Source organism: Hymenobacter sp. (assembly GCF_036388155.1).
In the GTDB taxonomy this organism is placed as follows: domain Bacteria; phylum Bacteroidota; class Bacteroidia; order Cytophagales; family Hymenobacteraceae; genus Hymenobacter.
Genome location: NZ_DASVSI010000124.1, coordinates 13,204 through 38,071, shown reverse-complemented (window position 1 = coordinate 38,071; position 24,868 = coordinate 13,204). Strand labels below are relative to the sequence as shown.

The 24,868-nt window shown below is 60.4% G+C and carries 24 protein-coding genes; 9 read left to right on the top strand and 15 right to left on the bottom strand.

Features of this window, described 5'->3' with window-relative positions:
- Positions 1–87 precede the first annotated feature (87 nt).
- The 8 genes from VF629_RS17285 to xerD form a co-directional block, all read right to left on the bottom strand.
- Complete coding sequence (locus VF629_RS17285) at positions 88–957, bottom strand: nucleoside phosphorylase (RefSeq protein ID WP_331059744.1); 870 nt, start codon at positions 955–957, stop codon at positions 88–90.
- Positions 958–1,067: 110 nt separating this feature from the next.
- On the bottom strand, positions 1,068–2,012 hold the full coding sequence (locus VF629_RS17280; protein WP_331059743.1) for a rhodanese-related sulfurtransferase: 945 nt from the start codon (positions 2,010–2,012) through the stop codon (positions 1,068–1,070).
- A 123-nt stretch (positions 2,013–2,135) separates the two neighbouring features.
- Positions 2,136–2,768, bottom strand: coding sequence for a NeuD/PglB/VioB family sugar acetyltransferase (locus VF629_RS17275; RefSeq protein WP_331059742.1), 633 nt, complete (start codon positions 2,766–2,768; stop codon positions 2,136–2,138).
- Between the two features lie 115 nt (positions 2,769–2,883).
- Positions 2,884–4,224 carry a hypothetical protein gene (locus VF629_RS17270; protein ID WP_331059741.1) on the bottom strand — a complete coding sequence of 447 codons (1,341 nt, stop codon included), beginning with the start codon at positions 4,222–4,224 and terminating at the stop codon, positions 2,884–2,886.
- On the bottom strand, positions 4,221–5,522 hold the full coding sequence (locus VF629_RS17265) for a DUF2851 family protein (protein ID WP_331059740.1): 1,302 nt from the start codon (positions 5,520–5,522) through the stop codon (positions 4,221–4,223). Before VF629_RS17265 ends, VF629_RS17270 begins: the two co-directional genes overlap by 4 nt.
- A gap of 149 nt (positions 5,523–5,671) precedes the next feature.
- A complete protein-coding gene (locus tag VF629_RS17260; RefSeq protein ID WP_331059739.1) occupies positions 5,672–6,316 on the bottom strand; it encodes an outer membrane lipoprotein carrier protein LolA in 645 nt (214 codons plus the stop codon).
- A gap of 210 nt (positions 6,317–6,526) precedes the next feature.
- Positions 6,527–9,493 (bottom strand): DNA translocase FtsK 4TM domain-containing protein, encoded by a 2,967-nt coding sequence (locus VF629_RS17255; RefSeq protein WP_331059738.1) that lies wholly within the window; start codon positions 9,491–9,493, stop codon positions 6,527–6,529.
- 89 nt (positions 9,494–9,582) lie between these two features.
- A complete protein-coding gene (xerD, locus tag VF629_RS17250) occupies positions 9,583–10,482 on the bottom strand; it encodes a site-specific tyrosine recombinase XerD (protein WP_331059737.1) in 900 nt (299 codons plus the stop codon).
- A gap of 48 nt (positions 10,483–10,530) precedes the next feature.
- On the opposite strand from xerD, the gene VF629_RS17245 reads away from it, so the two are divergent.
- The 6 genes from VF629_RS17245 (at position 10,531) to VF629_RS17220 (ending at position 14,533) form a co-directional block, all read left to right on the top strand.
- The gene (locus VF629_RS17245) at positions 10,531–10,908 is read left to right on the top strand and encodes a four helix bundle protein (protein WP_331059736.1); all 378 of its coding nucleotides are present in this window, start codon (positions 10,531–10,533) and stop codon (positions 10,906–10,908) included.
- Between the two features lie 26 nt (positions 10,909–10,934).
- A complete protein-coding gene (gene aroQ / locus VF629_RS17240; protein ID WP_331059735.1) occupies positions 10,935–11,381 on the top strand; it encodes a type II 3-dehydroquinate dehydratase in 447 nt (148 codons plus the stop codon).
- A 268-nt stretch (positions 11,382–11,649) separates the two neighbouring features.
- Positions 11,650–12,717, top strand: a complete 1,068-nt coding sequence (locus VF629_RS17235; protein WP_331059734.1) for an aminotransferase class V-fold PLP-dependent enzyme — start codon at positions 11,650–11,652, stop codon at positions 12,715–12,717.
- A gap of 133 nt (positions 12,718–12,850) precedes the next feature.
- Positions 12,851–13,321 carry a ribonuclease HI gene (gene rnhA, locus VF629_RS17230; RefSeq protein WP_331059733.1) on the top strand — a complete coding sequence of 157 codons (471 nt, stop codon included), beginning with the start codon at positions 12,851–12,853 and terminating at the stop codon, positions 13,319–13,321.
- A 13-nt stretch (positions 13,322–13,334) separates the two neighbouring features.
- Positions 13,335–13,805 (top strand): hypothetical protein, encoded by a 471-nt coding sequence (locus tag VF629_RS17225; RefSeq protein ID WP_331059732.1) that lies wholly within the window; start codon positions 13,335–13,337, stop codon positions 13,803–13,805.
- A gap of 5 nt (positions 13,806–13,810) precedes the next feature.
- Entirely contained in the window at positions 13,811–14,533 is a 723-nt protein-coding gene (locus VF629_RS17220; RefSeq protein WP_331059731.1) for a tRNA1(Val) (adenine(37)-N6)-methyltransferase, read from the top strand.
- A gap of 25 nt (positions 14,534–14,558) precedes the next feature.
- Here VF629_RS17220 and VF629_RS17215 read toward each other — a convergent pair whose 3' ends face one another.
- From VF629_RS17215 to VF629_RS17205, 3 genes are read right to left on the bottom strand one after another with little or no spacing between them, the layout of a single operon-like run.
- Positions 14,559–15,251, bottom strand: coding sequence for an ATP-binding cassette domain-containing protein (locus VF629_RS17215; protein WP_331059730.1), 693 nt, complete (start codon positions 15,249–15,251; stop codon positions 14,559–14,561).
- On the bottom strand, positions 15,244–16,218 hold the full coding sequence (locus VF629_RS17210; protein WP_331059729.1) for a hypothetical protein: 975 nt from the start codon (positions 16,216–16,218) through the stop codon (positions 15,244–15,246). Before VF629_RS17210 ends, VF629_RS17215 begins: the two co-directional genes overlap by 8 nt.
- A gap of 37 nt (positions 16,219–16,255) precedes the next feature.
- Positions 16,256–17,602 (bottom strand): saccharopine dehydrogenase C-terminal domain-containing protein, encoded by a 1,347-nt coding sequence (locus tag VF629_RS17205; RefSeq protein ID WP_331059728.1) that lies wholly within the window; start codon positions 17,600–17,602, stop codon positions 16,256–16,258.
- 134 nt (positions 17,603–17,736) lie between these two features.
- Here VF629_RS17205 and VF629_RS17200 point away from each other — a divergent pair, with 134 nt between their 5' ends.
- Together VF629_RS17200 and VF629_RS17195 are read left to right on the top strand one after the other, a co-directional pair.
- Positions 17,737–18,234: a cytidine deaminase gene (locus VF629_RS17200; protein WP_331059727.1), complete on the top strand. Its 498-nt coding sequence runs from the start codon at positions 17,737–17,739 to the stop codon at positions 18,232–18,234.
- A gap of 70 nt (positions 18,235–18,304) precedes the next feature.
- Positions 18,305–18,958, top strand: coding sequence for a phospholipase (locus tag VF629_RS17195; RefSeq protein ID WP_331059726.1), 654 nt, complete (start codon positions 18,305–18,307; stop codon positions 18,956–18,958).
- A 20-nt stretch (positions 18,959–18,978) separates the two neighbouring features.
- Here the strand turns inward: VF629_RS17195 and VF629_RS17190 are convergent, their stop codons facing one another.
- The 4 genes from VF629_RS17190 to VF629_RS17175 all read right to left on the bottom strand — a co-directional run bounded on the left by VF629_RS17190 (position 18,979) and on the right by VF629_RS17175 (position 23,717).
- Entirely contained in the window at positions 18,979–19,725 is a 747-nt protein-coding gene (locus VF629_RS17190) for an SDR family NAD(P)-dependent oxidoreductase (protein WP_331059725.1), read from the bottom strand.
- Positions 19,726–19,812: 87 nt separating this feature from the next.
- Entirely contained in the window at positions 19,813–20,550 is a 738-nt protein-coding gene (locus tag VF629_RS17185) for a porin family protein (protein WP_331059724.1), read from the bottom strand.
- Between the two features lie 11 nt (positions 20,551–20,561).
- The gene (gene ubiE / locus VF629_RS17180) at positions 20,562–21,290 is read right to left on the bottom strand and encodes a bifunctional demethylmenaquinone methyltransferase/2-methoxy-6-polyprenyl-1,4-benzoquinol methylase UbiE (RefSeq protein ID WP_331059723.1); all 729 of its coding nucleotides are present in this window, start codon (positions 21,288–21,290) and stop codon (positions 20,562–20,564) included.
- 168 nt (positions 21,291–21,458) lie between these two features.
- Entirely contained in the window at positions 21,459–23,717 is a 2,259-nt protein-coding gene (locus tag VF629_RS17175) for an OmpA family protein (protein ID WP_331059722.1), read from the bottom strand.
- A gap of 467 nt (positions 23,718–24,184) precedes the next feature.
- Between VF629_RS17175 and yihA the strand changes: the two genes are divergently transcribed.
- Complete coding sequence (yihA, locus tag VF629_RS17170; protein WP_331059721.1) at positions 24,185–24,805, top strand: ribosome biogenesis GTP-binding protein YihA/YsxC; 621 nt, start codon at positions 24,185–24,187, stop codon at positions 24,803–24,805.
- Positions 24,806–24,868 lie beyond the last annotated feature (63 nt).

The window sequence follows — 24,868 nt, the reverse complement described above, 5'->3', positions numbered from 1 at the left end:
ATGCGCGGACTAAAAGTCCACGCTACAATCCGTCACGCTCCCCTCTCCGCGGGAGAGGGGCCGGGGGTGAGGTGACCCGGAGCTGCACTACAGCAATTTAAGCGTGCGTTCAATCATGGCGTCGACCACTGCGGCGGCATTTTCGGCAAACTCGCCCGTGCTCCGGTTGGCCACAATGGCATTGAGCGAGAGCACCTCGTGGCCCAGCAGGCGGCCCAGGGAATAATAACCGGCCGTTTCCATCTCGAAGTTGCTGAGCCGAAACTCGCCCTCGGCGCTGTGGTGGCGAAAGCTTTGGAGGCGCTCCATGTAGTCGGGCTGGCGCAAATCGAGGCGCAGCCGGCGCCCTTGCGGGCCGTAGAAACCAGGGCAGGTCAGGGTGTTGCCCATCACCATGCCGGCGCCTACTTGCTCGCGCAGCAGGTCGGAGCCCCGCACCACGTAGGGCGCAAACGGCAAGCCCAGCGACTGCTGCAGCTCGGTGGCAATTTCGGTTTCGAGGCCGGTTTCCATCAGGGGGTAGAACTGCATCAGGCTGTCGAGGCCCACGGCGTGCTCGGTGGCCAGCATGGCTCCAATGGGCACATCGGCCTGCAAGCTGCCGCTGGTGCCCAGCCGGATGATGCGCAAGCTGAGCCGCTCCTCGGCCGGCCGCACCTCGCGCGACATGAAGTCGATGTTGACCAGCGCGTCCAGCTCATTCATCACGATGTCGATGTTGTCGGTGCCCATGCCGGTGCTCAGCACCGTGAGGCGCTTGCCGCGGTAGTAGCCCACGTGGGTGACAAACTCCCGGTGGGTGCCCTCAAATTCGACCGAATCGAAATGCCGGCTCACTTGCGCCACCCGGGCGGGGTCGCCCACGGTGAGGATGGTGTCGGAAATATGGTCGGGCAGCAAGTTGAGGTGGTAAATGCTGCCGTCGGGATTCAGGATGAGCTCGGAGGAAGGAATCATGGAGGGAATTATGAATTCTGAATTAGAAATTATGAATTGCGAAGCGGGCAAGCATTGCGGGCAATCGACTGCTAACTTTTAATTCAGAATTTTTAATTTATAATTTTTCATTACGCCTTTGCGTAAGACGAAAGTCCCTGCGCAGGGTTGTAGTGGTTGCTGAGTTTGGGGTAGGCCCCGGTGCCGTCGTAAGGCCGCTTGTCGGGGTAGGCGGCGCAGGCTTCCGAGCAGGCGCCTTGCAGCTGCTCGCCGCAGGGTTCGCACAACGGCAGGTGGGCGTTGCAGTGCGGGTTGGCGCAGTTCACGAGGCGGTTGCTGGGCTGCTGGCAGTGCTGGCAACGCGAAATAATGGTGGGGTTGACGCGGTTGACGTCGACAGCCACCCGGTTGTCGAACACGTAGCACTGGCCGTCAAAATCCTCGCCGCCCACTTCAATGCCGTACTTGATGATGCCGCCGTGCAGTTGGTAAACGTTTTCGAAGCCCTGTTCTAAAAGAAAGGCGCTGGCCTTTTCGCACTTCACGCCGCCGGTGCAATACGTCAGAATTTTTTTGTCTTTGAACTGCTTTAGTTGCTCCACGCGCTCGGGAAAGTCGCGGAAGTTTTCCATGTCCAGCGTGACGGCGTTCTTGAAACGCCCGAGGTTGTATTCGTAGTCGGAGCGCACGTCCACCACCACCACGTCTTCGCGGTCTTTCAGGGCCTTGAATTCTTCGGGCGAGAGGTGCTGGCCTGTTTTCTCGTGCGGGCGCACGTGGCGCAGGCTGCTGTGCACGATTTCCGGCTTCACGCGCACGTGCAGCTTCTGGAACGTGTGGGCAGCTACGTTGTCCACTTTAAACTCCAGCGCGGCGAAACGCGGGTCGGCTTTCACCGCGGCCATGTAGCGCGCGCAGCTCTCCACCGTGCCCGACACCGTGCCGTTGAGGCCCTCGGCAGCCACGATGATGCGCCCGCGCAAGTCCAAATCCAAGCACAACCGATGGTGCTCTTCGCGAAACTGCTCGGGGTTTTCGAGCGGCGTATAGCAATAATAAAGCAGTACCTGATACATTTTGGGGAATTATAAATTTTGAATTATAAATTATAAATTTTGTCGTTCCTGACGTGCAAATGCTCCCTCAACGTGGGGCTGCCCGGTCATTTATAATTCAAAATTTATAATTTATAATTCCCTTTACACTTTCACGGCTGGGTTGCCGAAGACCGTTTGGCCATTGGGTACGTCGGCCACCACCACCGACCCCGCTCCGACCCGGGCTTTGTCGCCGATTTTCACGCCGGCCACTACCACAACGCCCGCCCCGATGAAGGCCTGCTCGCCCACTTGCACGTCGGCGCCGAGCAAGGCCCCGCTGCCCAATTGCGCGTAGTCTCCCACGGTGGCCCGGGCCTCCACCACGGCGTTGGCGCCCACTAGGCAGCCGTCGCCGAGGGTGGCGGTGGCGGCCACCACGGCGTTGGGGCCAATGTAGTTGCCGTGGCCCAGGGTGGCGTGGGCCGCTACGCTGGCGCGCTGGTGAATGGCATTCACCGGCACGGCTTCGTACTCGGTGCGGAGCATTTGGGTGAGGCTGCGGCGGCTGGCGGTGTCGTCGGTGGCCACAAACACTTCGCACTTCTTGCCCAGCAGCTTCAGCAGCTCGCCGTCGTCGGTGTTGCCCATCACGGGCACGTCGAGCAGTTCGGTGCCTTGCAGCTTTTGGTCGTCGTCGAGCAAGCAATACACCACGATGTCGTTGGAATGAAAGGCATCGAGGACGGACGTGCCAACGGTTTGGGCACCAAGAATAATGACGGGGTTTTCCATAAAGAGGTTGGGGTTGCTTCCGCTTGACCGATGCCGCGGGCACGCGCACGGCAGCATCGATAAGAAATGCAAAGGTACGATGCCAGCCGCAGGGCTGTTTTGCGAAGGCGGCCGGTCAGGAATTGGCAGTACCAGGGCCGTTGCCCAATCCCAGCTTCTGAAAGAACGCGGCAGCGTAGTCGTTTTGCAGCAACAGCAAAAGCAGGTAAGGCAGCATGCTGATTCGGTAGCGGTGCAGGGAGCCCAGATTGGGGGTTGTGAGCCCCATCAACACCGCTAAAATCATGCAAAAAACCGCCAACCCCAGTCCCACCTCGAACGGCAGCCGGCCTCCACGACCCAGCACGAGCGCCACCAGGGCCAATAGCAACAACGCCATTAAAGCTGCATTCTCCAGGCCTACCGCCACGTAGAGCAGCTGGCGAGACTCTCCCAGCCACGGCCGCGACAACGTATTAAGCATTGCTACGGGTGCGTGTTGAGCTATGCTCTCTATTGTGGGCCGCAAATTGGGATATTCGAAATGAGGCCGCCCCTGCGAATGCGCAACCTCGAAAGAATAAACCTGAATGACCTGATTGGTAAACTTGTTCATTCTAAAAGCCACACTCACTTGCGACGCCACCCACACCCCGGCTCCGAGTACGGTGGCCACTGCCAGTAAAATTGCCAACCGGCTGCGGACCACACGGAGACGTTGGCCTCCCCGGCACACCCCTATGGCCAAGAGTACCCCCAATAATGGAGCTGCAAAAAAATAGCGCATCTGAAAGTGCACGAGTGCCAGCAATGCGGTGCCCAGCCACCACACGGGCCCACCCCTCAGTGGCAACGAACGTTCTATGGGAGTAGAGTATAAAAAACTCAACACCTGGGCGGTCAGCCAGGCCCCGCTGCCAAGCAGTACCGCTTCTTTGCTAATTCCGCTGCCCCAGTACCACACCGACGGCCACAACAAAAAAGCCGCGGCCCCTGCGCCTGACGGCGTTTTGGGGAAGACCTCGGCCAACTTGCGCACCAAGCACCAGCAGCCCACAAATGATAAAACACTCAAATACAATCCGTTAATCCAGCCAATGTCTGTCGATGCGAAATTCAGCAAAGCCAGAATTTTGGCTAGAAACCAGGTATTCGAAGTGTTCTGGTAGACTGCGTCGTAGTTCTGGTTCGGTCCAATGATTCGGAACACGGCAACTGGCGCGACGAGCTTGTGCAATCCTGCCACTGGGTCGGCCCACAATTGCCTGGTCACCAAGCGCCCGATATAGCTCATGAACTGTGCGTCTAGTTTCGGCGTCCAGTCGCGCACCAGCGTTACCAGCACCCGAAGCCCCAGCCCCAACCCAAAAACGAGACGCCATTGGAGCGAGGGCAACTGGCGCCACTGCCGGCGCAGCCACGGCAGCACCAGCAGCAGCAGCAGCACGTTCAACAGGATGGCCAGGCTCAGTTTCATTGGACCGCGCGGGGTTTTTGCACCAAGCGACTGCCGATGGCGCAGTGCAGGCAGCGGCGCGGGGCGCAGTAGCTTTTGTGCAGCGCCAGCAAGCCTTGCGAATCGGCTGCCGTGCGATGCGTAAAGCCCAGAGCCTCGTACACGTCGGTAAACTGATTGTGCTCGGCAGGCAGTTGGGCCAATAGCGCCAAAGAGCTTTCCACCACGTCGAGTTGGCCCACGTGGCGGGCATAGGCCACGCGCAACGGCACCACCACGTTGGTAATGAGCAGTTCGATGCTGCTTTTGCCCAGGCCCGGCACCTTCCCCGGCCGGCCGGGCCGAAAATGTGTGCGCCAATATGCCGGCGCGGGTACCTGAAAAAACTGCGTCAAGGCCTGGGTGTTCTGTGCCGTGAGCAGGGCCTCAAACAACGCCGGCCGGACATGCAGCAAGCCGGCTAATTGCCCCAGCCGAACGGGCGGAAAGTTGGCCGGTCGCAGCCGCAGGTAATTCCATTCGTGCACCAGCAGGGCGTTGCTGCCCAGGTCATACTTATGCCGCAAGAACGCATACTCCTGCTTTAAATCCTGGATGTAGGCGTCGCCTATGGTCTCGTCGTTATCAGCCAAAAACCCGGCCTGCCCAAACAGCAGGGCCTCCAATTGGCGCTGGTCGTGCCGGTGGCGGCGCAGTACCGCCAGCGGCAACGCTTTAGCCAAACGCGCCAGCGGCTCGTTGTTTTTTTGAAAACCAAAAGCGGCCATTACCGCGTGATAGGCAGTGGCTTCCCAGTCTTGGCCCAGGTGCTGGTGCAGCGCCAGCACCGCATCGGCCTTGCGCTCCACCCTTTCCAGCAAAGCGCGCTCGGTCATCACGGTTTTGGTGATTTCGGGCACCAGGTGCAGCAGCGGCGCGCAGGGGATTGGCGCGGCGGCCGGAGCCTCAATCAAGGCCTGGTACCGGGCCAGCAGCTCGGGCATGAGGCGGGGCTGCAAGGCCAGCGCCGGAATGAGGCTGCCGTTGGTGCGGGCCACGTCGGCGTCGTGATTGCCCACCACGTGCAGCACCACTTGGTCGTATTTGGGGTCAATTTGGTGGTTGTGGCGCGCCCAGTCCGAGGCGCGCAGGTGAATTTCGACCGCGCCATTCCACTCCACTTCGCCAATGCGAAGCCGAGCGTTAAGAAAGTCGGGGCCGGCGTCGGCGTTGCGGTGGCCGGGGCGCAATACCTGGATTTCCTCACCGGCAGAAGTGCGCAAATCGCTCTTATCGAAGTACTGGTGCTGCCAGACGTAGTGCAGGAAATCTTCGCGCATGAAGACAAAAATAGTTGTTGGTTGCCCGTTGTCAGTGCTAAGAAATCTAGCGCATCTGTTTCTCACAAAAAGCGGCCCGTCTCAAGAGAAACGGGCCGCTTAACATTGGCAGCCTAACAACTGACAACGAATAGCTAACAGCTCAAGGGCTAACGCAAATCCACCACTTTCACGTTTTTGTATTTCGCCTTGTCGAACGCGAAGGTATTGGCGTCGACGGGCGGGTTGGGCTGGAATTTCTTGATGAGGAAGGTGTACTGGTTGCCGTTCTTCTTGAACATCTGCCAACTCTTCACCGAAGCGTCCTTCGAGCGTACTTTCAAGCGCACCTTAAACACGTCATTCTGGCGGTTTTCCGGCGACAGCTCGATAACATCCAAGGGCTCGCCGCCTTCGGTTACTTGCTGCACGTAGGTGTACTTATACCCCTTTTTGTACATCGTGTAAATCTGCGAGGGCGACATTTCCTGCGAATCCGGGTCGGAATCAGAGATATTAACCTCGTTTTCGTTCTTCAAGTACGTCCACGTGGTGGTGCCGTTGTTGATGACTTCCTGGCCGCTGATTTTCAGGCGAAACTTCTGGCCACTGACCACGATGTCGCCGTTGATGTTCTGTTTTACCTTGGCGCCGGGGTTTTCCAGCGTCTGGGTGAAGGTGGCTTGGAAAGCCTTTAGCGCCTGGTACTTGGCGCTCATTTGGTCTAGAATTTTACCTGCTTTGGGGTCTTGCTGAGCGAAGGCGGGCAGTGCCAGCGTGGCCGCAAGCAGTAGCAGGGAGAATGGTTTTTTCATTGGGAGAGGTAAGAACGCAAGCGTCAATAGTACGCTTTGATGGCCTAATACGGATTGTATTTAACAAACGACCGGCCAAAGTGCTGCTGGTATGCAATTGATGCCGAAAAAAGTTGCGCAGAACGAGTACCCCGAATTTCCAATTCGGCCCACCAGAACGTTCGACCGGGCCGAATTGGAAATTTAGGGTACATGTTTTTATGGGGCATCCTACTTCATGCTGTTCAGCAGCTGCTCCAGCTGGTACTCATCAGGAATGAGCACGTCGCGGGCCTTGCTGCCTTCGAACGGGCCCACGATGCCGGCGTGCTGGAGCTGGTCGATGAGGCGGCCGGCGCGGTTGTAGCCCAGCTTGAGCTTGCGCTGCAGCAAGCTGGTGCTGCCCTGCTGGTGCAACACGATGCAGCGCGCGGCTTCCTCAAACATGGTGTCGCGCTCCGAGGGGTCCATTTCCTCGTTGCCGCTGCCGGCGTCGCCGTCGGCTCCGGCCACTTCGGGCAGCAGGTAGGCGTCGTTGTAGCCCTGCTGTTCGCCAATGAAGTCGCAAACACGGTCTACCTCCGGCGTGTCGATGAAGGCGCACTGCACCCGAATCAGGTCGGAACCGGCCGAGAAGAGCATGTCGCCCTGGCCGATGAGCTGGTCGGCGCCGCCAGTGTCAAGAATGGTGCGCGAGTCAATCTTGCTGGTCACCTTAAAGGAAATCCGGCAGGGGAAGTTGGCCTTGATGATGCCGGTGATGACGTTCACCGAAGGCCGCTGGGTGGCCACGATGAGGTGAATGCCGATGGCCCGGGCCAACTGGGCCAGGCGGGCAATGGGCGTTTCCACCTCTTTGCCGGCCGTCATCATCAAGTCGGCCAACTCGTCGATAACCAGCACGATGAACGGCAGGAAACGGTGGCCTTTCTTGGGGTTGAGGCGGCGCTCGATGAACTTGTGGTTGTACTCCTTCAGGTTGCGGCAGCCGGCTTCTTTCAGCAAGTCGTAGCGCCGGTCCATCTCCATGCACAGCGAGTTGAGCGTGTTCACCACCTTCTTCGTGTCGGTGATGATGGCCTCGTCGGTGTCCGGCAGCTTGGCCAGGTAGTGGCGCTCAATCTTGTTGAAGATGCTCAATTCCACCTTCTTGGGGTCGACGAGCACGAACTTGAGCTGCGCCGGGTGGCGCTTGTAGAGCAGCGAAGCCAGAATCACGTTCAGGCCCACCGACTTGCCCTGGCCCGTGGCCCCGGCCATGAGCAAGTGGGGCATCTTGGCCAAATCGGCCACGAACACCTCGTTGGTGATGGTGCGGCCAAAGGCAATGGGCAGGTCCATTTCCGAGCGCGCAAACTTCTCCGAGCCCAGCACCGAGCGGATGCTCACCATCTCCTTCTTCGTGTTGGGCACCTCGATGCCGATGGTGCCCTTGCCAGGAATGGGCGCAATGATGCGGATGCCCAACGCGGCCAGGCTCAGGGCAATGTCATCTTCCAGCGCCTTGATTTTGGAGATGCGCACCCCGGCTTCAGGCACGATTTCGTAAAGCGTTACCGTGGGACCGATGGTGGCCTTGATGCTGGCAATGCTGATGCCGTAGTGGCCCAGTGTTTCCACAATGCGGTCCTTGTTGGCTTCCAGTTCTTCCTTGGTCACCTGCGCCTTGGCCTGGCCGTAGTCGTTGAGCAGCTCCAGGGTGGGAAACTGGTAACGCGACAGGTCGAGCGTGGGGTCGTAGTTGCCGGGGGGCATGGCGTCGGCGTCCTCGTCTTCGTCGGCCACGGCGGCGATGTCGGCGCCGGCATTGGGGTCGAGGTCGTCGCGGCCGGGCACGGTGATTTCTAGGGACTTCGGGACTTGGGGACTTGGGGACTTGGTTATTACGGGCATGTCGCCATCGGCCAAGTCAGCCAGCGAGAGCGGCGTGGGAATTGTGGAGACCGGCACGGCGGGCGCCTCCTCCACGGTCGGCATCTCGATGGAAAAGGCCGGGCCGGCAGCCGCCAAGGGCGCCACGGCTGCGGCGGTCGTGGTGGCCGCGGCGGCAACGGCCGGAGCGGCCAGCGCGGCGCTCGTAACACTCAGGGCTACCCCCGCTCCTACCCGCGGGGCGGGCTCAAACTCTACGGGCGACGCGGTTTCTGGCTCCTCGTCTTCGTCGGCAGACAGGTGCAACGCAGGAGCTTGGGCGCCAGCCGCGGCCACCGAAGCCCTGGAAACGGCAGCCGATGCCTGCACGGGGGCGGGCTTCGAGCGGGCCGGTGCTGGCGCCACCGGGGCCGCCGCAGCCGCTTGCTCGGCCGCCAATTCGGCTTCCAATTCGGCGTCTTCTTCGGGGTCGTCTTCGGTGCCCAGGCGGCGGAAGCTACCCAAGTTAATGCTGGTGACGTTGAAAAAGAAAACAACGAACGAAATCAGGGCGAAAGCCAGCAGCAGCACCGTGCCCCAGCCAATGAGGCTGTCGAGCCAGGAAGCAGCTTCAAAACCGACTCCACCGCACAAGAAATCGAGCCGATGAGCCAGCACGGGGTCGGCGCCGGGCGTGGCCAGGCTCACCACCACATAGCCCAGCAGAATGCTCAGCCACGCCATGGCAAACAGCCCCAGCGCCAGCACGTAGCTCACCGACACGGTGGCCGTGCGGAAGACAATCTTATAGCCGAGGAAAAAGACGATGGGAATGAGGGCAAACGCCGCCACGCCAAACAGCTTGTAGATGAACAACTGAGCTGCCCAGGCGCCCAGCAAGCCCAGCCAGTTGCCCGACTCCTGCCCGGCCTCTTTCACCGGGGTGGTGCCCATGGCGGCCACCACGCTCTGGTCGGCGTGCCCCGTGAACAGGAAAGAGGTGAAGGCAATGGTGAGGTACAAGCTACCCAGCAGCAGCCCGAAGCCCACAAACAAGTGAAAGCGACGGTCGCGCAACAGGGCCAGCACGTTGCTGACGCCGGGCAGCGGCCCCCGCGGGGCGCGGGGTTCACGAGCGGGTTTAGCTGACGCAGACTTTTGGTTGGCCGGAGCTATGCGCGCGGCTTTGGGCACGTTGGCGGCAGCCGGGCGCGGCTCGGGGCGGGCGGGCACAGGTTCGGGGGCCGGCGCGGCGGGGCGCGGCTCGTTGCGCCGGGGCTGCCGCGGGTCGGCAGGGCGGTTGGCAGAGGAGCCGGCGGGAAGGTTATTATAACGATTGTCTGCCATTCGACGGAAGCATAAAGGCCAAATTTACGCACGCCGGCCCGGAAAACGGCCAGCAGAACGCCACGGTGCTCTACTCGCCGGTGGCGGACCTAGCTACGTGGGTGAAATTCGGTAATAACCTGTCGCAAATAGTCGCGGTCGAGGTGCGTGTAGATTTCGGTGGTGGTGATGCTGGCGTGGCCCAGCATTTCCTGCACGGCCCGCAAGTCGGCCCCGCCCTCAATGAGGTGGGTGGCAAACGAGTGCCGCAAGGTGTGCGGGCTGATGGTTTTGCGCAAGCCCGCTTGCTCTGCCAGCCTTTTAAGCGTGGTGAACACCGTGATGCGCGACAGCGGCCGGCCGCGGTGGCTGAGAAAGGCAAAATCCTCGGCCCCAGGCTTGATGTCGAGGTGGCCGCGCACGCCGCTGAGGTAGAAGTTGAGGTGCTTGAGGGCTTCGCGGCCAATGGGCACGAGGCGCTCTTTGTTGCCCTTGCCCACCACTTTCACAAACCCCTGGTCGGCGTACACATTGGACAGGCGCAGGTCGCACAACTCGCTCACCCGCAGGCCCGAGGAGTACATGACTTCGAGCAGGGCGCGGGCCCGCAGGCCGTCGTCGGTGCTGAGGTCGATGGCGGCCAGCAGCTGCTCAATTTCGGGGTAGCTGAGCGTATCGGGCAGGTGGCGGCCGGTTTTAGGGGCTTCCAGGGTATCGGTCGGGTCCAGCTTCAGCAGGTCTTCCATAATCAGGAAGTTGAAGAAAGCTTTGAGGCCCGAGAGCGTGCGGGCCTGCGAAGTGGCGCTCAACCCCAGCCCTTGCAGGGTGGCCAGAAAGTCGCGCAGCACGGCCGTGGTGACTTGCAGCGGGCCCACGTGCAGCTTCTCAAAAAGCAAGAACTGCTGCAGCTTGGTGGCGTCGCGCACGTAGGCTTCCACCGAATTGGGCGAAAGGGACTTTTCGAGGCGCAGGTAGCCGTCGAACTGTTTAATTGCCTGGGGCCAAGTCATTGAGAATAATTATGAATTGGGAATTATGAATTATGAGTTATTTGCGAGATGAAGCAAAATGCCATCCAGCAGAAATCGTATGCTTTCGCCTCGCGTATTATCAAAGCCTATAGGTATTTGGGAAGCGAGCAACGCGAGTTTGTCCTGTCGAAGCAACTACTTCGAAGTGGCACTTCCATTGAAGCCAACGTAGAAGAGGCATTGGCGGCTGGTTCTACCGCTGACTTCGTTAACAAGCTCAACATAGCGGCAAAGGAAGCCCGGGAAACGTCTTACTGGCTGCGTCCCTTGCACGACAATGACTTTCTGCCTGCTGATGCTTTTGATTCTATCCACACCCATAACATCGACATCATCAAGCTGCTTTCCAGCATTCTGCTTTCGACCAAAACCAATAATCTACCCAAACACTTTCCCAATTCATAATTTATAATTCTTAATTCATAATTAGATTGGACATCCTCATCCTCAACGGCCCCAACCTGAACCTGCTGGGCCGCCGCGAGCCCGGCATTTACGGCACCCGGTCCTTCGATGACTTCTTTCCGGAGCTGGAAGCGGCCTTTCCCGACCTTCGGCTCACCTATTTTCAGTCCAACCACGAAGGCGAGATACTCGACAAGCTCCACGAGGTGGGGTTCACGCACCACGGCATCGTGCTCAACGCCGGGGGCTACACCCACACCAGCGTGGCCCTGGCCGACGCCGTGGCCGCCATTGCCACGCCCGTGGTGGAGGTGCACCTGAGCAACCTGCACGCCCGCGAAGACTTCCGCCAGAAAAGCCTGCTGGGCCGCAACTGCGCCGGCAGCATCAGCGGCTTCGGGCTGGAAAGCTACCGGCTGGCCGTGCAGTGGTTTGTCAACCAGCAGCCCAAGCGGGTAGGCTTTCGCGTCTGACCCGAAGGACGGCTGAGCCAAGTCTGGATTCATCCGGACTTGGCGACTTGCACGGACTTTGTGGGCACCTTTTTTGGCGCCATCTTTTGCGGAGGGTATCGTTTTTTGTGGGCGGTCCCCTCCGACCTTTGTACCAAGCCACCCTTTTGGCTCGTTCTCGCTTCCTCCCGCTTCCTGCTTGGGCAGCCTCCCGTAGCTTTCAGCAGCAGCGAAGCGCCTACAACATCTGTGCAATTCGAAAAATCCGGAAGAATCCGTGGTTCAGACAATGTATACTTTCAATCCCGGGCCTGCGGCCGTTTATCCTGCCGTTCGTCAGTACCTCACCGATGCGTTTGACGAAGGCTGGCTCTCGGCCCCGCACCGTTCCGAAAAGGTCACCAGCCTGGTGCGCCAGACCGTAGCCGACTTCAAAGCCAAGCTCAACGTGCCGCAGGACTTCACGGTCCTGTTCACGAGCTCGGCCACCGAATGCTGGGAAATCCTGGCCCAGAGCCTCACGCCGCGCCGCAGCTTTCATGTGTACAACGGCGACTTTGGCGAGAAGTGGCTGAAATACGCCAAGGCCATTCGGCCGGCGAGCACCGGCGTGTCTTTTGGGCTCGACGAAGTACCCGACGTGGCTTCCCTCCCATTCTCGTCCGAAGAAACCGATTTGGTGTGCATCACCCAAAACGAAACCAGCACCGCCACCCAGCTGCGGGAAGGCTTCATTCTGAACCTCTACAACCGCCTCGGGGGCACGTTGCTGGCCGTGGACGCGACCAGCTCGCTGGCGGGGCTCAACTTGAAGTACATCAAGGCCGATGTGTGGTTTGGGTCGGTGCAGAAATGCTTCGGCCTGCCCGCGGGGCTGGGCGTGATGATACTGTCGCCCCGCGCCGTGGCCCAAGCCAAGTTGGTGAACGACCGGGCGCACTACAACGCCCTGCCCGCCATGCTGGCCCAGATGCTGAATCATCAAACCAACTACACGCCGAACGTCCTCGGCATTTACCTGCTCAGCCGGGTGCTGGCCGACCGGGAGCCCATCAAAACCGTGCACCAGCACCTGGCCGACCGCGCCCAGAAGCTCTACGACTTTTTCGAGCAAGCCACGCCGCTCGTGCCCTTCGTCACCAACCCCGAAACCCGCTCCACCACGGTAATTGGCTTGAAAGGCGAAGCAGCCCAGATTGAGGAAATCAAGAAGAAAGCCCTGGAGGCCGGGTTGCACCTGGGCAGTGGCTATGGCCCGCTCAAAAACACCACCGTGCGCATTGCCAACTTCCCCGCCGTGCCCGACGCCGCCTTCGAAGCCTTAGTGCAGTTCTTCGCCAAGGAATACCCAGTTTAGGGGCTTCGGGTCTTGGTTTTTAGGAACTTGGGGACTTAGGGGCTTGGGAACTTGGTATTCGCGAATCCAGCCCCTTCATCCAAGACCCGAAGACCCCAAGTCCCCAAGACCCGAAGTTCCCAAGTCCCGCTTTATGATTCAATTGTATACCGACGGCTCAGCCCGCGGCAACCCCGGCCCGGGCGGCTACGGGGCTATCTTGCGCTACGGCGTGCACGAAAAAGAGCTCACCCAGGGCTTCCGCCTCACCACCAACAACCGCATGGAGCTCCTGGCCGTGATTGTCGGCCTGGAAGCCGTAACCCGGCCCGAATTGCCCATCCGCGTGGTGTCCGACTCCAAATACGTGGTCGACGCGGTGGAGAAAAAGTGGGTGTTTGGCTGGGAAAAGAAGCCTGACTTCGGCAAGAAAGCCAACGAAGACCTGTGGCGCCGTTTCCTCCGCATTTACCGGCAGCGCAAAGTCACTTTCCACTGGATAAAAGGCCACGCCGGCCACCCCGAAAACGAGCGTTGCGACGTGCTGGCCGTGCAAAGTGCCCTAGGGAAAGGCCTGCTGGTGGACGAAGGCTATGAGGCCATCAGCAAAGCGACGCTGCTTTAATTCTTTGGTTTCGATGAGACTCGTTTTGTTGCTCGCGGCGCTGTGCGTTTCGGGGGCATGCTTGGGGCAAACCCCGGCGCCAACGTTCAGCGACTACCCCGCGGCCGTGCGGCGCACCGGCCGGCCGGTGGCCCCCAAGCTACTTCCGGGCACGGCCGCCTGGTACTTTCGAACGCGCATCCGCGAAGCAGCCCGGCAAAAGCCCAATTTTGCTGGCCACTACGTGCTGGCGGCCTGGGGCTGCGGCGCCGAATGCCTCAGCAGCGCAATTATCGACGTTGAAACGGGCCGTGTCTATTTCGATGGCGGCAGTCTGTGTTGTTGGTTCTCGTCCCGCTTGCCCGAAAAACCTGAAAACTTTGAGCCCATTGATTTTCGCGTGAACAGCCAGCTGGTCGTTTTCACCGGTTTGCTGAACGAGGAAGGCCGCAATGAGCCGCATTACTTTGCGTTTGAGGGCGGTAAACTCGTCGCCGTGCGTTAAGAACCGTGCCCAACGACTACTTCCAGTTCCAGCAGTTTCGCGTCGACCAAAGCCACTGCGCCATGAAAGTGAGCACCGACGCCTGCTTGCTTGGCGCTGTGGTCGACCTCACCGGCGCCACGCGGCTCCTGGACGTTGGCACGGGCACGGGCCTGCTGGCCTTGATGGCAGCGCAGCGCCATCCCACGGTAAGTATCGAGGCGGTGGAAATTGACCAAGCGGCAGCAGCTCAGGCGGCGGCCAATGCGGCCAGTAGCACCTGGGGCGCGCGCATGCAAGTATGGGCGCTGAGCCTGGCGCAATACGCCGCCACCCGCCCCGCCCCGTTTAGCCACATTGTGTGCAATCCGCCGTTCTTCCAGCAGTCCTGGCCGTCTGCCGATGCGGCGCGCAACACGGCCCGGCACGTAAGCGCGGCGTCGCTGTCGTTTGCTGAGCTTGCGGCCTTTGCAGCCGAATTCCTGCTGCCCAGTGGCACCCTGACCTTGTTGCTGCCCCCGCCCGAGATGGCGCGTTTTACTGAAGAAGCCCGCAACCATGGTCTGCACCTTGGGGCCCATCTGGCGGTGCGGCATCGGGTAGGCGGGCGCGTCACCCGGCACATCAGCTGCTTTCGGCTTCACCAAGGCGCCGTCACTGAAACGGAATTGGTAATCAACGACTCTGGTGGCGCGGAGTATTCGGAGGCGTTTCGGCAGTTGCTAACGGGATTTTACCTGGCTTTTTAAAGGCTGGGCAGCGGCGGCTGTACGGCTATACCAGTTCGTCGAGCAGACTCAGCTTCTCGCGGTGCAAGCTGTTCAGCAGGTCGTTTTCGAGGGTGCTAAACTCGGCAGCGACGTAGTGGCGCTGCACCCGCCCGTCCACCAATACGGTAATCTCGTCGGCGGTTTCGGTGAGCGCACCCAGGATGTGCGAGGTAAGCAAGATGCCGGTGCCTCGGTCGCGCAAGCGCCGCAGCACTTTCTTCAGCAGCAAGTTAGATTCCAAATCAAGCCCGTTGAAGGGCTCGTCCAGAATAAGGAAATCCAACCCCTGGACGAGCAGCGACAGCAAGGCCAGCTTCTTGCGCATGCCCGCGGAGTACTCGTCGGCGTACTGGTCCAAGGGCAATTCCAGCAGGCGGTTCCAAGGACCGAAATCCAACAACGGCCGGCCCAGGGCCTGCAGGCAAAACTCCAAATACTCGCGTCCCGTGAGACGCGGGTAGAAAAAGGGCTCATAGGGCAGCAAGCCCGTGTGCTCCCGCACCGGACGCCCCGAACCGGTGCGCACCGTTCCCGAAAAGCCGGTTTCCAGCCCGTACAGGCAATTGAGCAAGGTGGTTTTGCCCGCGCCGTTGGCGCCAACCAGCCCGTGAATGGTGCCGGGCCGCAGCGCCAAGCTAACATCGTGCAGTACGACCTGGGAACCGTAGGCTTTGCGCAGATTATTAACTTCAAGCATGTTGCTGTGGTTGCTGAGCGCCCAGTATTGCGGCTAGCCGGCGTTGGCTCTGCCACGCCAGCCCGCCGGCTGCCACCAGCAGCAACACGGGGTACACCGGATTGCCCGGCAATAGCAGTGCAATGCTCACCAGCAAGCCCTGCGTGGTGCGAATATGCGTGGCGTTGGGGTAAAAAGCGTACTTCGTCATGATGAGCAGCGCTACCGTCCCCAACCAAATCGCGGCTACCGCCACGGCGCCCGCAACGCCTACGGGCCCCGCCGCCAGCAGCCACCAAAACGGCGCAGCCGTCAGGGCCGCATAGGTCAGGCCCAGCAGCAAGGGCCGGCGCAGTACCTGCCGCGGGCTTCGAGCCCCCACCGCCAACATGGTGAGCGGTTCGGGCACGCCGTAGCAGCTCACCACCACAAACAGCCACCCAACCAAGCCGAATACTGGGGCCAGCGGCATGTCATGCCACCACAACGCGCCGGCCAGCAGCACCGGCCACGCCCAAGCTCCGCCCGCCCGCAAGCCACTCACCCACTCAAAAGCCTCGCTGCGCACCAGGCCCGAAATCCGGGTGCGCACGTTGTCGGAATGGCTGGCGGCCGGGGCCCAAGCGGCCAAGGGCGCCAAACAAAGCGTGAGCGCTGCAGCTCCCCAAGCGGAGAAAAAGGCCAAAACCGTCGCCGCCGGCAGGGCCCACAAGCCATATTCCGCGGCCAGCCAGTGCCGGTAGTGCAGGGCACAGCCCGCCAAAAACCGCAGGTCCGTCCGCTGCCGGTGCGCCGAGCCCAGCAAAAGCACCACGGCGAAGGGCACAGCCCAGCGCCCCTGCGGGTGGCCGGCCGCCATAAACAAGGCTCGGCCAACGACTGCGGCCAGCATTGGCGCCAGCAGCAAGAGCCGCACCCAACCCACTTCGCGCAGCAGGCGGCCCACCAGCAAGCTTCTTATTAGTAGGTAGGCCCGTAGTCCTTGCATGAAAGCGGGGGGTGCTGAGTCCGGCTGAGGCTTCATTCTAACGTTCTTCCTCGGTGAAGCTGATGCCATAGTCGGCGGCCAGTTCGTCCAAGATGGGTTCGTACAGGTTGGCGGCCACCGGGATGAGCACCCCGCGCTGGGCTACTTCGCCCCGCACCAGGCGGCGCACGGCCATGCCCAGGGGCAGGCCGACGGTTTGGGCCATGGCCGTGTGCGTGGCGTCTTCGCCCACCACGGCCAGCGACGAGGTGAGCTGGTGGGTGGCCCCGTCCAGTTCGAATTCGAACAGGTGCTGCATCACAATCAGGTCGTGGTCGTGGGGCTGAAGCTGCCATTTTTCGGCCAGCAGGCGCTCCAGCAACTGCGCGGGCGTAGCGTTGGCGAGGCCCACTCGGCGGTCAGAAAACAGCCCCAACCAATTCAGGCGCCCCATTTCTTCCCCCATCGGGTTGAGGCGGAGGTAAGTGGCCAGCCGCAACGACAAATCGAGGTGCGGCACGTAAGAAGTGGGCAAGTAGGCTTCCACCAGTTCGGCCCAGGTCATGGTTTCGGCATTTCCCAGGTTCACCGAGTCATCGGTGAGGCCCAGCTGCACCAGGGCCTGCCACGCGGCGCAATAGCCGGGCCGGCGCAGGGTGCCGCGCAAAATGGTTGGGATGTCCTCCAGGCCATACGGCGCGCGGTAGCTCAGCGAGTCGCGGTTGGCATAGCCTTCAAACTCGCCGTAGCCGGGCACGGTCACCGCCTCGGTGCGCCCGAACAGCTGCTGGTACGGAATAAACCGGAGATGGCCATTCTCTAGGAACTTGGCCGTGCTTTGGCCGGCGAGCACCACGTTGCGCGGGTTCCAGGTGAACTTGTATTTCCAGGGGTTGTCGCCCTCCGCAGCCGGCGCGAGCAGTCCGCCGCAGTACGATTTGAAGGAGGTGACATAGCCGCCCCGCGCCCGGATGTGGTCGATGGCCCGCATGGCCGACATGTGGTCGAGGCCAGGGTCGAGCCCGCACTCCATCAGCAGCGTCACGCCGGCCGCTACGGCCGCGTCGTGCAGGGCCGCAATGTCGGGGCCTACGTAGCTGGCCGTGGCCAAGTGGCGGCCGTGGCGCACGCAGGCCTGGGCCACCACGGGGTGCAGCAGCGCGGGCAGCATGGAAATCACCACGTCGGCCTGGCTTACCAGCTCTTCCAGCAGCGGCTCGTTTTCCAGGTCAAACGGCACTGCCCGCGCGTACTCGGTATGGGCGGCCAGCACCGGCGCCAAGTGGGCCGGGTTGGCATCGGCCACCGTCAAAAACCACTGCTCGGTGGGCGCGTGGCGCAGCAAGTATTCAATCAGGGTCGAAGCCGAGCGGCCGGCGCCGAGCAATAATAGGCGGGTAGTCATGCGGCAAAATAACGCTGCGCTTAATGAAGAACGGAGAATTGGCGGTCGAGCCGTTCGCTAATTCCTCATTGCTCATTCCCCATTCTTCATTAAGCGCAGCGTCGTTACCTTCGCCGCCCGCTTATTCTCACTGCATGGCCCGCATTCCCCGTCAGCAACTCCTATCGTACGAAGAGCTCGACACCGCCACCGACTTAACCACTGCCGAACGAGCCACTTGGGAGGCCGCCCGCGAAGCCACGGCCCACGCCTACGCTCCCTATTCCGGCTTTCAGGTGGGAGCGGCGCTGCTGCTGGCCGATGGCACCATATTTCGGGGCACCAACCAGGAGAATGCTGCCTACCCCTCGGGCCTGTGTGCCGAACGCACGGCCTTGTTTGGCTTGGCGGCCAACCAGCCCAACCACCCGCCCATTGTGGGCATGGCCGTAGCCGCTCGGCCGGTCAACGGTGAGTTCGGGCCGGCCCTTCCCTGCGGCGCCTGCCGCCAGGTGATGCTCGAATACGAAGCCCGGCAGGGCCAGGCCATCTCGTTGCTGCTGCCCAGCCGCGAGGGCACCATCCTGCGCTTCGATTCGCTGACTGCGTTGATGCCATTCAACTTTTCGCCCAACGACCTGCCCCGGCCGTAAGCGAAGTACTCCCGGTAGCACCTGGCCGCCACTTCCCTTTACGAATGCGCCCCAGTAACTTCTGCCTACTATGACAGAACATCACCTTGCGGTCACGCGCACGGCTCGCTATTATCAACTCGGTGAGCTGTCGGAGCGCACCCGACGGGTGTGGTTTGTTTGCCACGGCTACGGGCAGCTGGCCGCCTATTTCTCCCGGCATTTCGCCTTCCTCAATCAAGCCGACCCGGCCACCGTCGTCATTGCTCCGGAAGGCCTCTCCCGCTTCTACCTCAGCGGCAACGGCGGCCGCGTGGGCGCCAGCTGGATGACGCGCGACGACCGCCTCGCCGAAATAGACGACCACATCGGCTTTCTCAATCAACTTGCCAGCACGGTGCTGGCCGCTTGCCCACCGGATGTTCGCGTTACCGTTCTGGGCTTCTCCCAGGGCACGGCCACCGTTAGCCGTTGGCTGAGCCAAGCCAACTTTCGGCCCGCTCAGCTCATTCTCTGGGCCGGAGGCTTCCCCGAAGACCTCGAAGCCACCGCGGCGCAGCGGCTGCTTCAGCAGCTGCCCCTCGCCCTGGTCGTGGGCACCGAAGACGAATACCTGAGCCCCGAGCGGGTAACCGAACAGCAAGAATTGCTTCGCCAACACGGAGCCACGCCCCGCCTAATCACCTTCGCCGGCAAGCACGAGCTCGACCGCGAGGTGCTGGCCCAACTGGCGGAAGCTACTTGAGTTATTGCGACAGCGACAGGTTACCGACGCACGATGGTGGTAGCCGCGCCTTGCGCACCGGCCAGCACCAGCACTTCGGCAATGGTGACGTGGGGCGGCCGCGTTACCATAAAGACGATGATTTCGGCCACGTCCTCGGGCCGGAGCGGCTCGAAGCCTTCGTACACCTTGGCGGCGCGCGCTTCGTCGCCCTTGAAGCGCACCTGCGAAAATTCGGTTTCCACCGCGCCCGGGTTCACTTCGGCTACGCGTACGCCGGTGGGCAGCAGGTCGAGCCGCATGGTTTTGGTGAGCATGCCCACGGCCGCTTTGCTGGCGCAGTACACGTTGCCATTGGCATAGGCCTCCTGGCCCGCAATAGAGCCCACGTTGACAATGAAGCCGGTTTGCCGGGCCGTCATGCCCGGCAGCAGCGCGTGCGTCACGTTTAGCAGGCCGCGCACGTTGGCATCCAGCATGTGGTCCCAATCGGCAGGGTCGCCGGCTTGGATGGGGGCCAGCCCGTGCGCGCCGCCGGCGTTGTTCACCAGCACATCAGGCGCTTGCAGGGCCTCCGGAAGCGTAGCCACTGCTGCTTGCACCGCGGCCCGGTCGCGCACGTCAAACACCAAAATATGCACCGGCGCTGGCTTCAGCTGGGCCGCCAGCTCCTCCAGCCGCTCGCGCCGCCGGCCCGTTATGACCACCTCAAAGCCTGCCCCTGCCAAGGCCACTGCCGTGGCCCGGCCAATACCCGAAGAAGCCCCGGTAATGAATGCCGTTTTCATAAAGCTGTTCTGGGCAACCCGGGCGAACACAGCCTCAACAAGGCCTGGATGACCTGACCATGCCGTTTCGTCGCAGGTTGCTCCGCGCTAGTTTTGAATATTGATGTAGAGCGTCACCGAATTGGTGCTCATCCGCTGCAGGCTCCGGGAAAACACGTCGTTGTTTGGCACCAGCAAGTTGCGCAAGCCGTGCGAAAAACGCAGCTCCGGCTCCAACTTGAACAACGGGTAAAATAGGTCCAACCCCACCCCGTACTCCAGCGTCAGGTCGGTGCCTACCGCCTGGAGCTGGTTTTTCATGGGGTCGCTGCGGCGGGTGCTGGCCGTCAGAGCGGGGCTCAGGCCCGCAATCATGTACAGGCGGGCGTTGCGCCGCCGGTCCGACTGGTACTTGAGCAGCAAGGGGAAGTTTATCACCGTCGACGTGATTTCCTGCGTCACGATGGAGTCCGGATTTGGGTAGTTCCGCGAGGTAAATTCCACCTGGCGGGTGAGGAAACTTACCCCCGGCGCAAACCGCAAAATGAACGGCGACTCGGGCGGCCCCAACCGCGCGTCGCCAATGAAGCCCACGCCCAACGTGGGGCTGTAGATGGAATTGGCCGTGACGTTGCCTTGGTTGATGTACCGCTGCGACTGCTCGATGGCCAACCGCGAACCGGTGATGGAAATGTACATGCCCGGGTGAAACCACCGCTCGTCATAGCCGGGCAGGTTGTCAACCGTGATGGACTTAAAAGTGCCGTTTTTCCCGCGGTTGGCCCGCGAGGCTTTTCGCTGCGCCTGTGCGGCCGTGGGCAGCAGCAGCGCAACCAAGCCCAGCAATGCAAGGCGCTTTAGTTGTGCGCGGTGTAAATGGAGCTGATGCCGAATGTGAGTGGTTGCCATGCAGGTTCTTTGAAACCGACCTTGGTTAGGATTGCCAGGAAGTCGGAGCCGTCGGGGAAAGCCTGCACCGAGGCGGGCAGGTAGGTGTACGCCGATTGGTCTTTGGAAATCATCTTCCCAAACACGGGCAGCACCCGACGGAAATAAAAATTATACGCTTGCTTGAGCGGAAACGCCGTGGGCTTGCTGAATTCAAGAATAACGAGTTTGCCACCGGGCCGCAGCACGCGGCGCATCTCGGCCAGCCCGGCTTCCAGGTGCGCAAAGTTGCGAACGCCAAAGGAAGCCGTCACGGCGTCAAACTCGCCGTCGGCGAAGGGCAAGTTCTCGGAGTCGCCTAACTCTAGTTGAATGCGGTGCCCCAGCCCTTTCGCCGCCAGTTTGCGCCGCCCCACTTCGAGCATGCCTTCCGAGATGTCCACGCCGGTCACGTGCGCGTCGGCAGCAGCCGTGCGCAAGGTTTCGATGGCAAAATCCGCGGTGCCGGTGGCAATGTCCAGAATGCGCGCCGGGCGCAGGTCTTTCAACTCGTCTACCGCTTTGCGCCGCCAATAAATGTCGGTACCCGCGCTGAGAAAGTGGTTGAGGAAATCGTATTTGCCGGCGATGGAATTAAACATCTGGGCAACCTGCGATTTCTTATCGGCGGAATTGTCTTTGTAGGGTAATACGGCCATGAGCAGGCGCAAAGAACGGGAATGAAGCGGGAAAATTGTTCTCCCCCAACGCCTAACCGGGCAGCTTTGTTAGGGAAAGTCCCGGAAAAGTGTCCGCCACCGGGTGGGGCACAAAAAAGCGGGCCGGACAATGTGCCCGGCCCGCTCCCTATTTACAGACGAAAGCGACTACTCGACTTTGGTCTTGATTTTGGTTTTCTCACCGCTGGCGTCTTTGGCTTTGCCATCCAACTCACCGTTTTTGGTTTTGGTCTTGGTGTCGCCTTCGGTGCTCTTGGTTTTCACCTTCACTTTGTCCGAGTCCTCGTCCACTTTGGTTTTCACCTTGGTGCCGTCGGCCATTTTCACCTTGCTCTTGCCGGGGGTCAGCGGAGCAGCCGTGGTCGTGGTGGTCGAGGAAGCATCGGTGGTCGTAGTAGCGCCGGCACCCATGCCAGTGCCCGTAGCGCCAGCATCGGTGCTGGATGTCGGCGTGCCGCCCACTACCTTGAACTCGTCGCGGCGGTTAAGCTGCATGTTCTCGGGCGAATCGTTCGGCGCAGCCGGACGACGCTCGCCATAGCTCACGGTGGTCATGCGGGTTTCGGCAATGCCCTGCTTCTTCAGGTAGTTCACGGCGGCGTCGGCGCGGTTCTGGCCGAGTACCATGTTGTACTCGTCGGTGTTGCGCGAGTCGCAGTGGCCTTCCACCGAGATGGAAATGCCGGGCTGTGCCGTCAGCACCTGGCTGATTTCGTTCAGCGTGGTAATCGACTCCGGACGCAGTTTGTACTTGTCGGTGTCGAAGTAGATGTTCTTGGTGGCAAACAGCGCACTGGTCGTGTCGATGTAGTTCACGTAGAAATTCTTCACGATGGTGGTCGAGTCATTCGTCGACACCGGCACGGGGAATTCCTGCGTTTCAATGTTTTTGCCATCCTTGCTCACGGCCACCTGGTAGGTACGGCCCGAAAGCACGGCCACCTGGTAAGAACCGTCGGTCTTGGTGATGTCGCGGAAGCTCAGCGCCGTCTTGTCGGCCTGCGCACCGCTGAACACCAACTCCACGCCCGGAATCACGGTCGTGCTGTCTTTCGACGAGAACACCTGGCCCTTGATGTTGGCGTTTTTGATGTAGTTGATGGTGTAGATGTCCTTTTCACCGTAGCCCCCGATGCGATAGCTGCTCAGGTAAGCGTACGAGCCATCGGGGCTCAGGCGGTAGTAGGAGTCATCGTCCGGCGTGTTGATGGGGTACCCCATGTTCTGGGCCTGGCCCCAACGACGGCCTACGCTGTCGAAGTCCGACTTGAAGATGTCGTAGCCGCCCATCGTGTTGTGGCCGCGCGACGAGAAGTACAGCGTCTTGCCGTCCTTGCTGATGTAGGGGCTGTCGTCGTCGTACTTGGTGTTGATGGCACCGCCCATCGACTTGGCCGGGCCAAAGTCGCTGGTTGCGTCCGGACGGGTTGCCACGTACAAGTCGAGCGTGCCGTCTTCCGAATAACGACCCGTAGCGAAGTACAGCGTCTTGCCGTCGGGCGTGATGTAGGCGTCGCCTTCGTACGACTTCGAGTTGATGTTGCCACCCAAGGGCTTGGGCGCAGTCCACTCGCCGGTCGGGCCTTTCTCAGCCACGAAAATGTCGCCGTTGTTGTCGTTGCGATACATCAACAGCTTGGTGTCGTTGTCGAACAACTGGGTCGAGGCGTCGTGGCCTTTGCCGTTGAGCACACCACTCAGCGAGCGGGGCTTCTCCCAGTTCTCGTCGTCCACGCGCTTGGCTTCGAAGATGTCTTCGTAATACTCGCCATCGGCCGCGATGCTCTTGTTTTTCTTGTCGCTGGGCTTGCCGGCGGCGCCGGTCACGTTCTCGCCGCGCGAGGTGAAGATGAGCATTTTGTCATCAGACGAAATCACGGGGCTGTGCTCCGAGAACTGCGTGTTGATGGTGGGGCCCAGGTTCTTCACAAAAATGTCCTTCGGCGAGTTGAACTGCTGCTTGGCATTCTTGCTGTGCTGAATCAGCTGCGCGAGTTCTTCCTTGCGCTGGTCGTTCTTCTTCAGCGTGGCGTTGTAGGCCTGGAAGTGGGCTACGGCCTCGTCGAAGTTGTAGTTGAGGTGGTCTACGCGGCCGAGCCAGTACTCCACGTCTTTCGACACCTTCGGCTTCAGCTTTTGGGCTTTGTAGATGTAGTCGCTGGCTTTCTCTTTGTCGAACGACATATAGGAAATACCCGCGTTGAACAATGCCTTGGCGTTATTCGGGTCTTTGGCCAGTACCTTTTCGTAATACGGCAACGCAGCCCGGTAATTTTCCTGCTCGAAGAACTTGTTGCCGGTTTTCAGGTCCTTACGCGTGCTTTGCGCCTGGGCCGGAGCGGCAACAGCTGCAGTGAGGGCAACGGCGCATGACGCTTGCAGTAACCTTCTGGATAAGTTGTCCATTGGAGGAGATTTTTGGAAAAAAAAGATTCTTGAAGGGTTGTAAGAGGAAAAGGCCGCTGGCAGATAGTAAGAAGCAGCTACTCGATATCTTGGGCTTATACTGAAAAACTACACCAGGGTTAGGCTTTTATGCCCGTTAATGCCCGTTAATGCCCGTTAATGCCCATTAGCGCAGAAGGTAACCGTAGCAAACAGCAGCAACTCGCCTAATTAATAGTGTCGTGTTAATTACTGATTTCGGGCAAAGATAGGTTTTTTGCTTACAAGTGCGGTTTAAAGGAACTTTTTAGCCGGTTTGCAGCCCACTAGTACGTCAGTTCGCGCCCATCCAACTTCAGTGCAGACCGCGCAAATATAGACGCACCTGTGAAATAGCAATCCTCCGGGGCGTTTTTAGTTGGCGGATGCCCGCCGGGTTTCGGACGTAATTTTGCGCTCCGTTCTTTTTTACCATTTCCTGCTTGTCGATGATTATTCGTGATGCCCGCTTTCTGACCAGTAATTCCCGCGCTGAGCTTTGCCCTGCCCCCACTATGCCCGAATACGCCTTTATTGGTCGTTCCAACGTGGGCAAATCCTCTCTTATTAATATGCTAACGGGACGCAACGGGTTGGCCAAGACTTCGGCATCGCCCGGCAAGACTCAATTAATTAATCATTTCGTTATAAACGATGCGTGGTACTTGGTCGATTTGCCAGGTTATGGCTACGCCAAAGTCAGCAAAACGTCGCGCGCCGAATGGGCCAAGATGATTAACTACTATTTGCGTCACCGCCCCAATTTGCTGTGTGTGTGCGTGCTCATTGATTCGCGCCATTCGCCCCAAGCAGCTGACTTGGAATTCATGGAAAAACTCGGCGAGGAGGGCATTCCTTTCGTCATGATTTTTACGAAGACCGACAAGCAGTCGACGGCGCAAACCAAGGCGTTGCTGACTGCTTATTTACAGAAGATGAGCGAAACCTGGGACGAGCTGCCCCGCTATTTCCAAACGTCGGCCGAAACCGGCCTGGGGCGCGAAGAGGTGCTCGCCTTCATCGACGACATCAACCAACAGTGGGTGCCCGATGCCACGACCGGTGCGTAAATTGGCCCTTAAATTGCCATCTGCGGGCCAGTCCACGTTGGGCCCTTATTCATTATTCCCCTT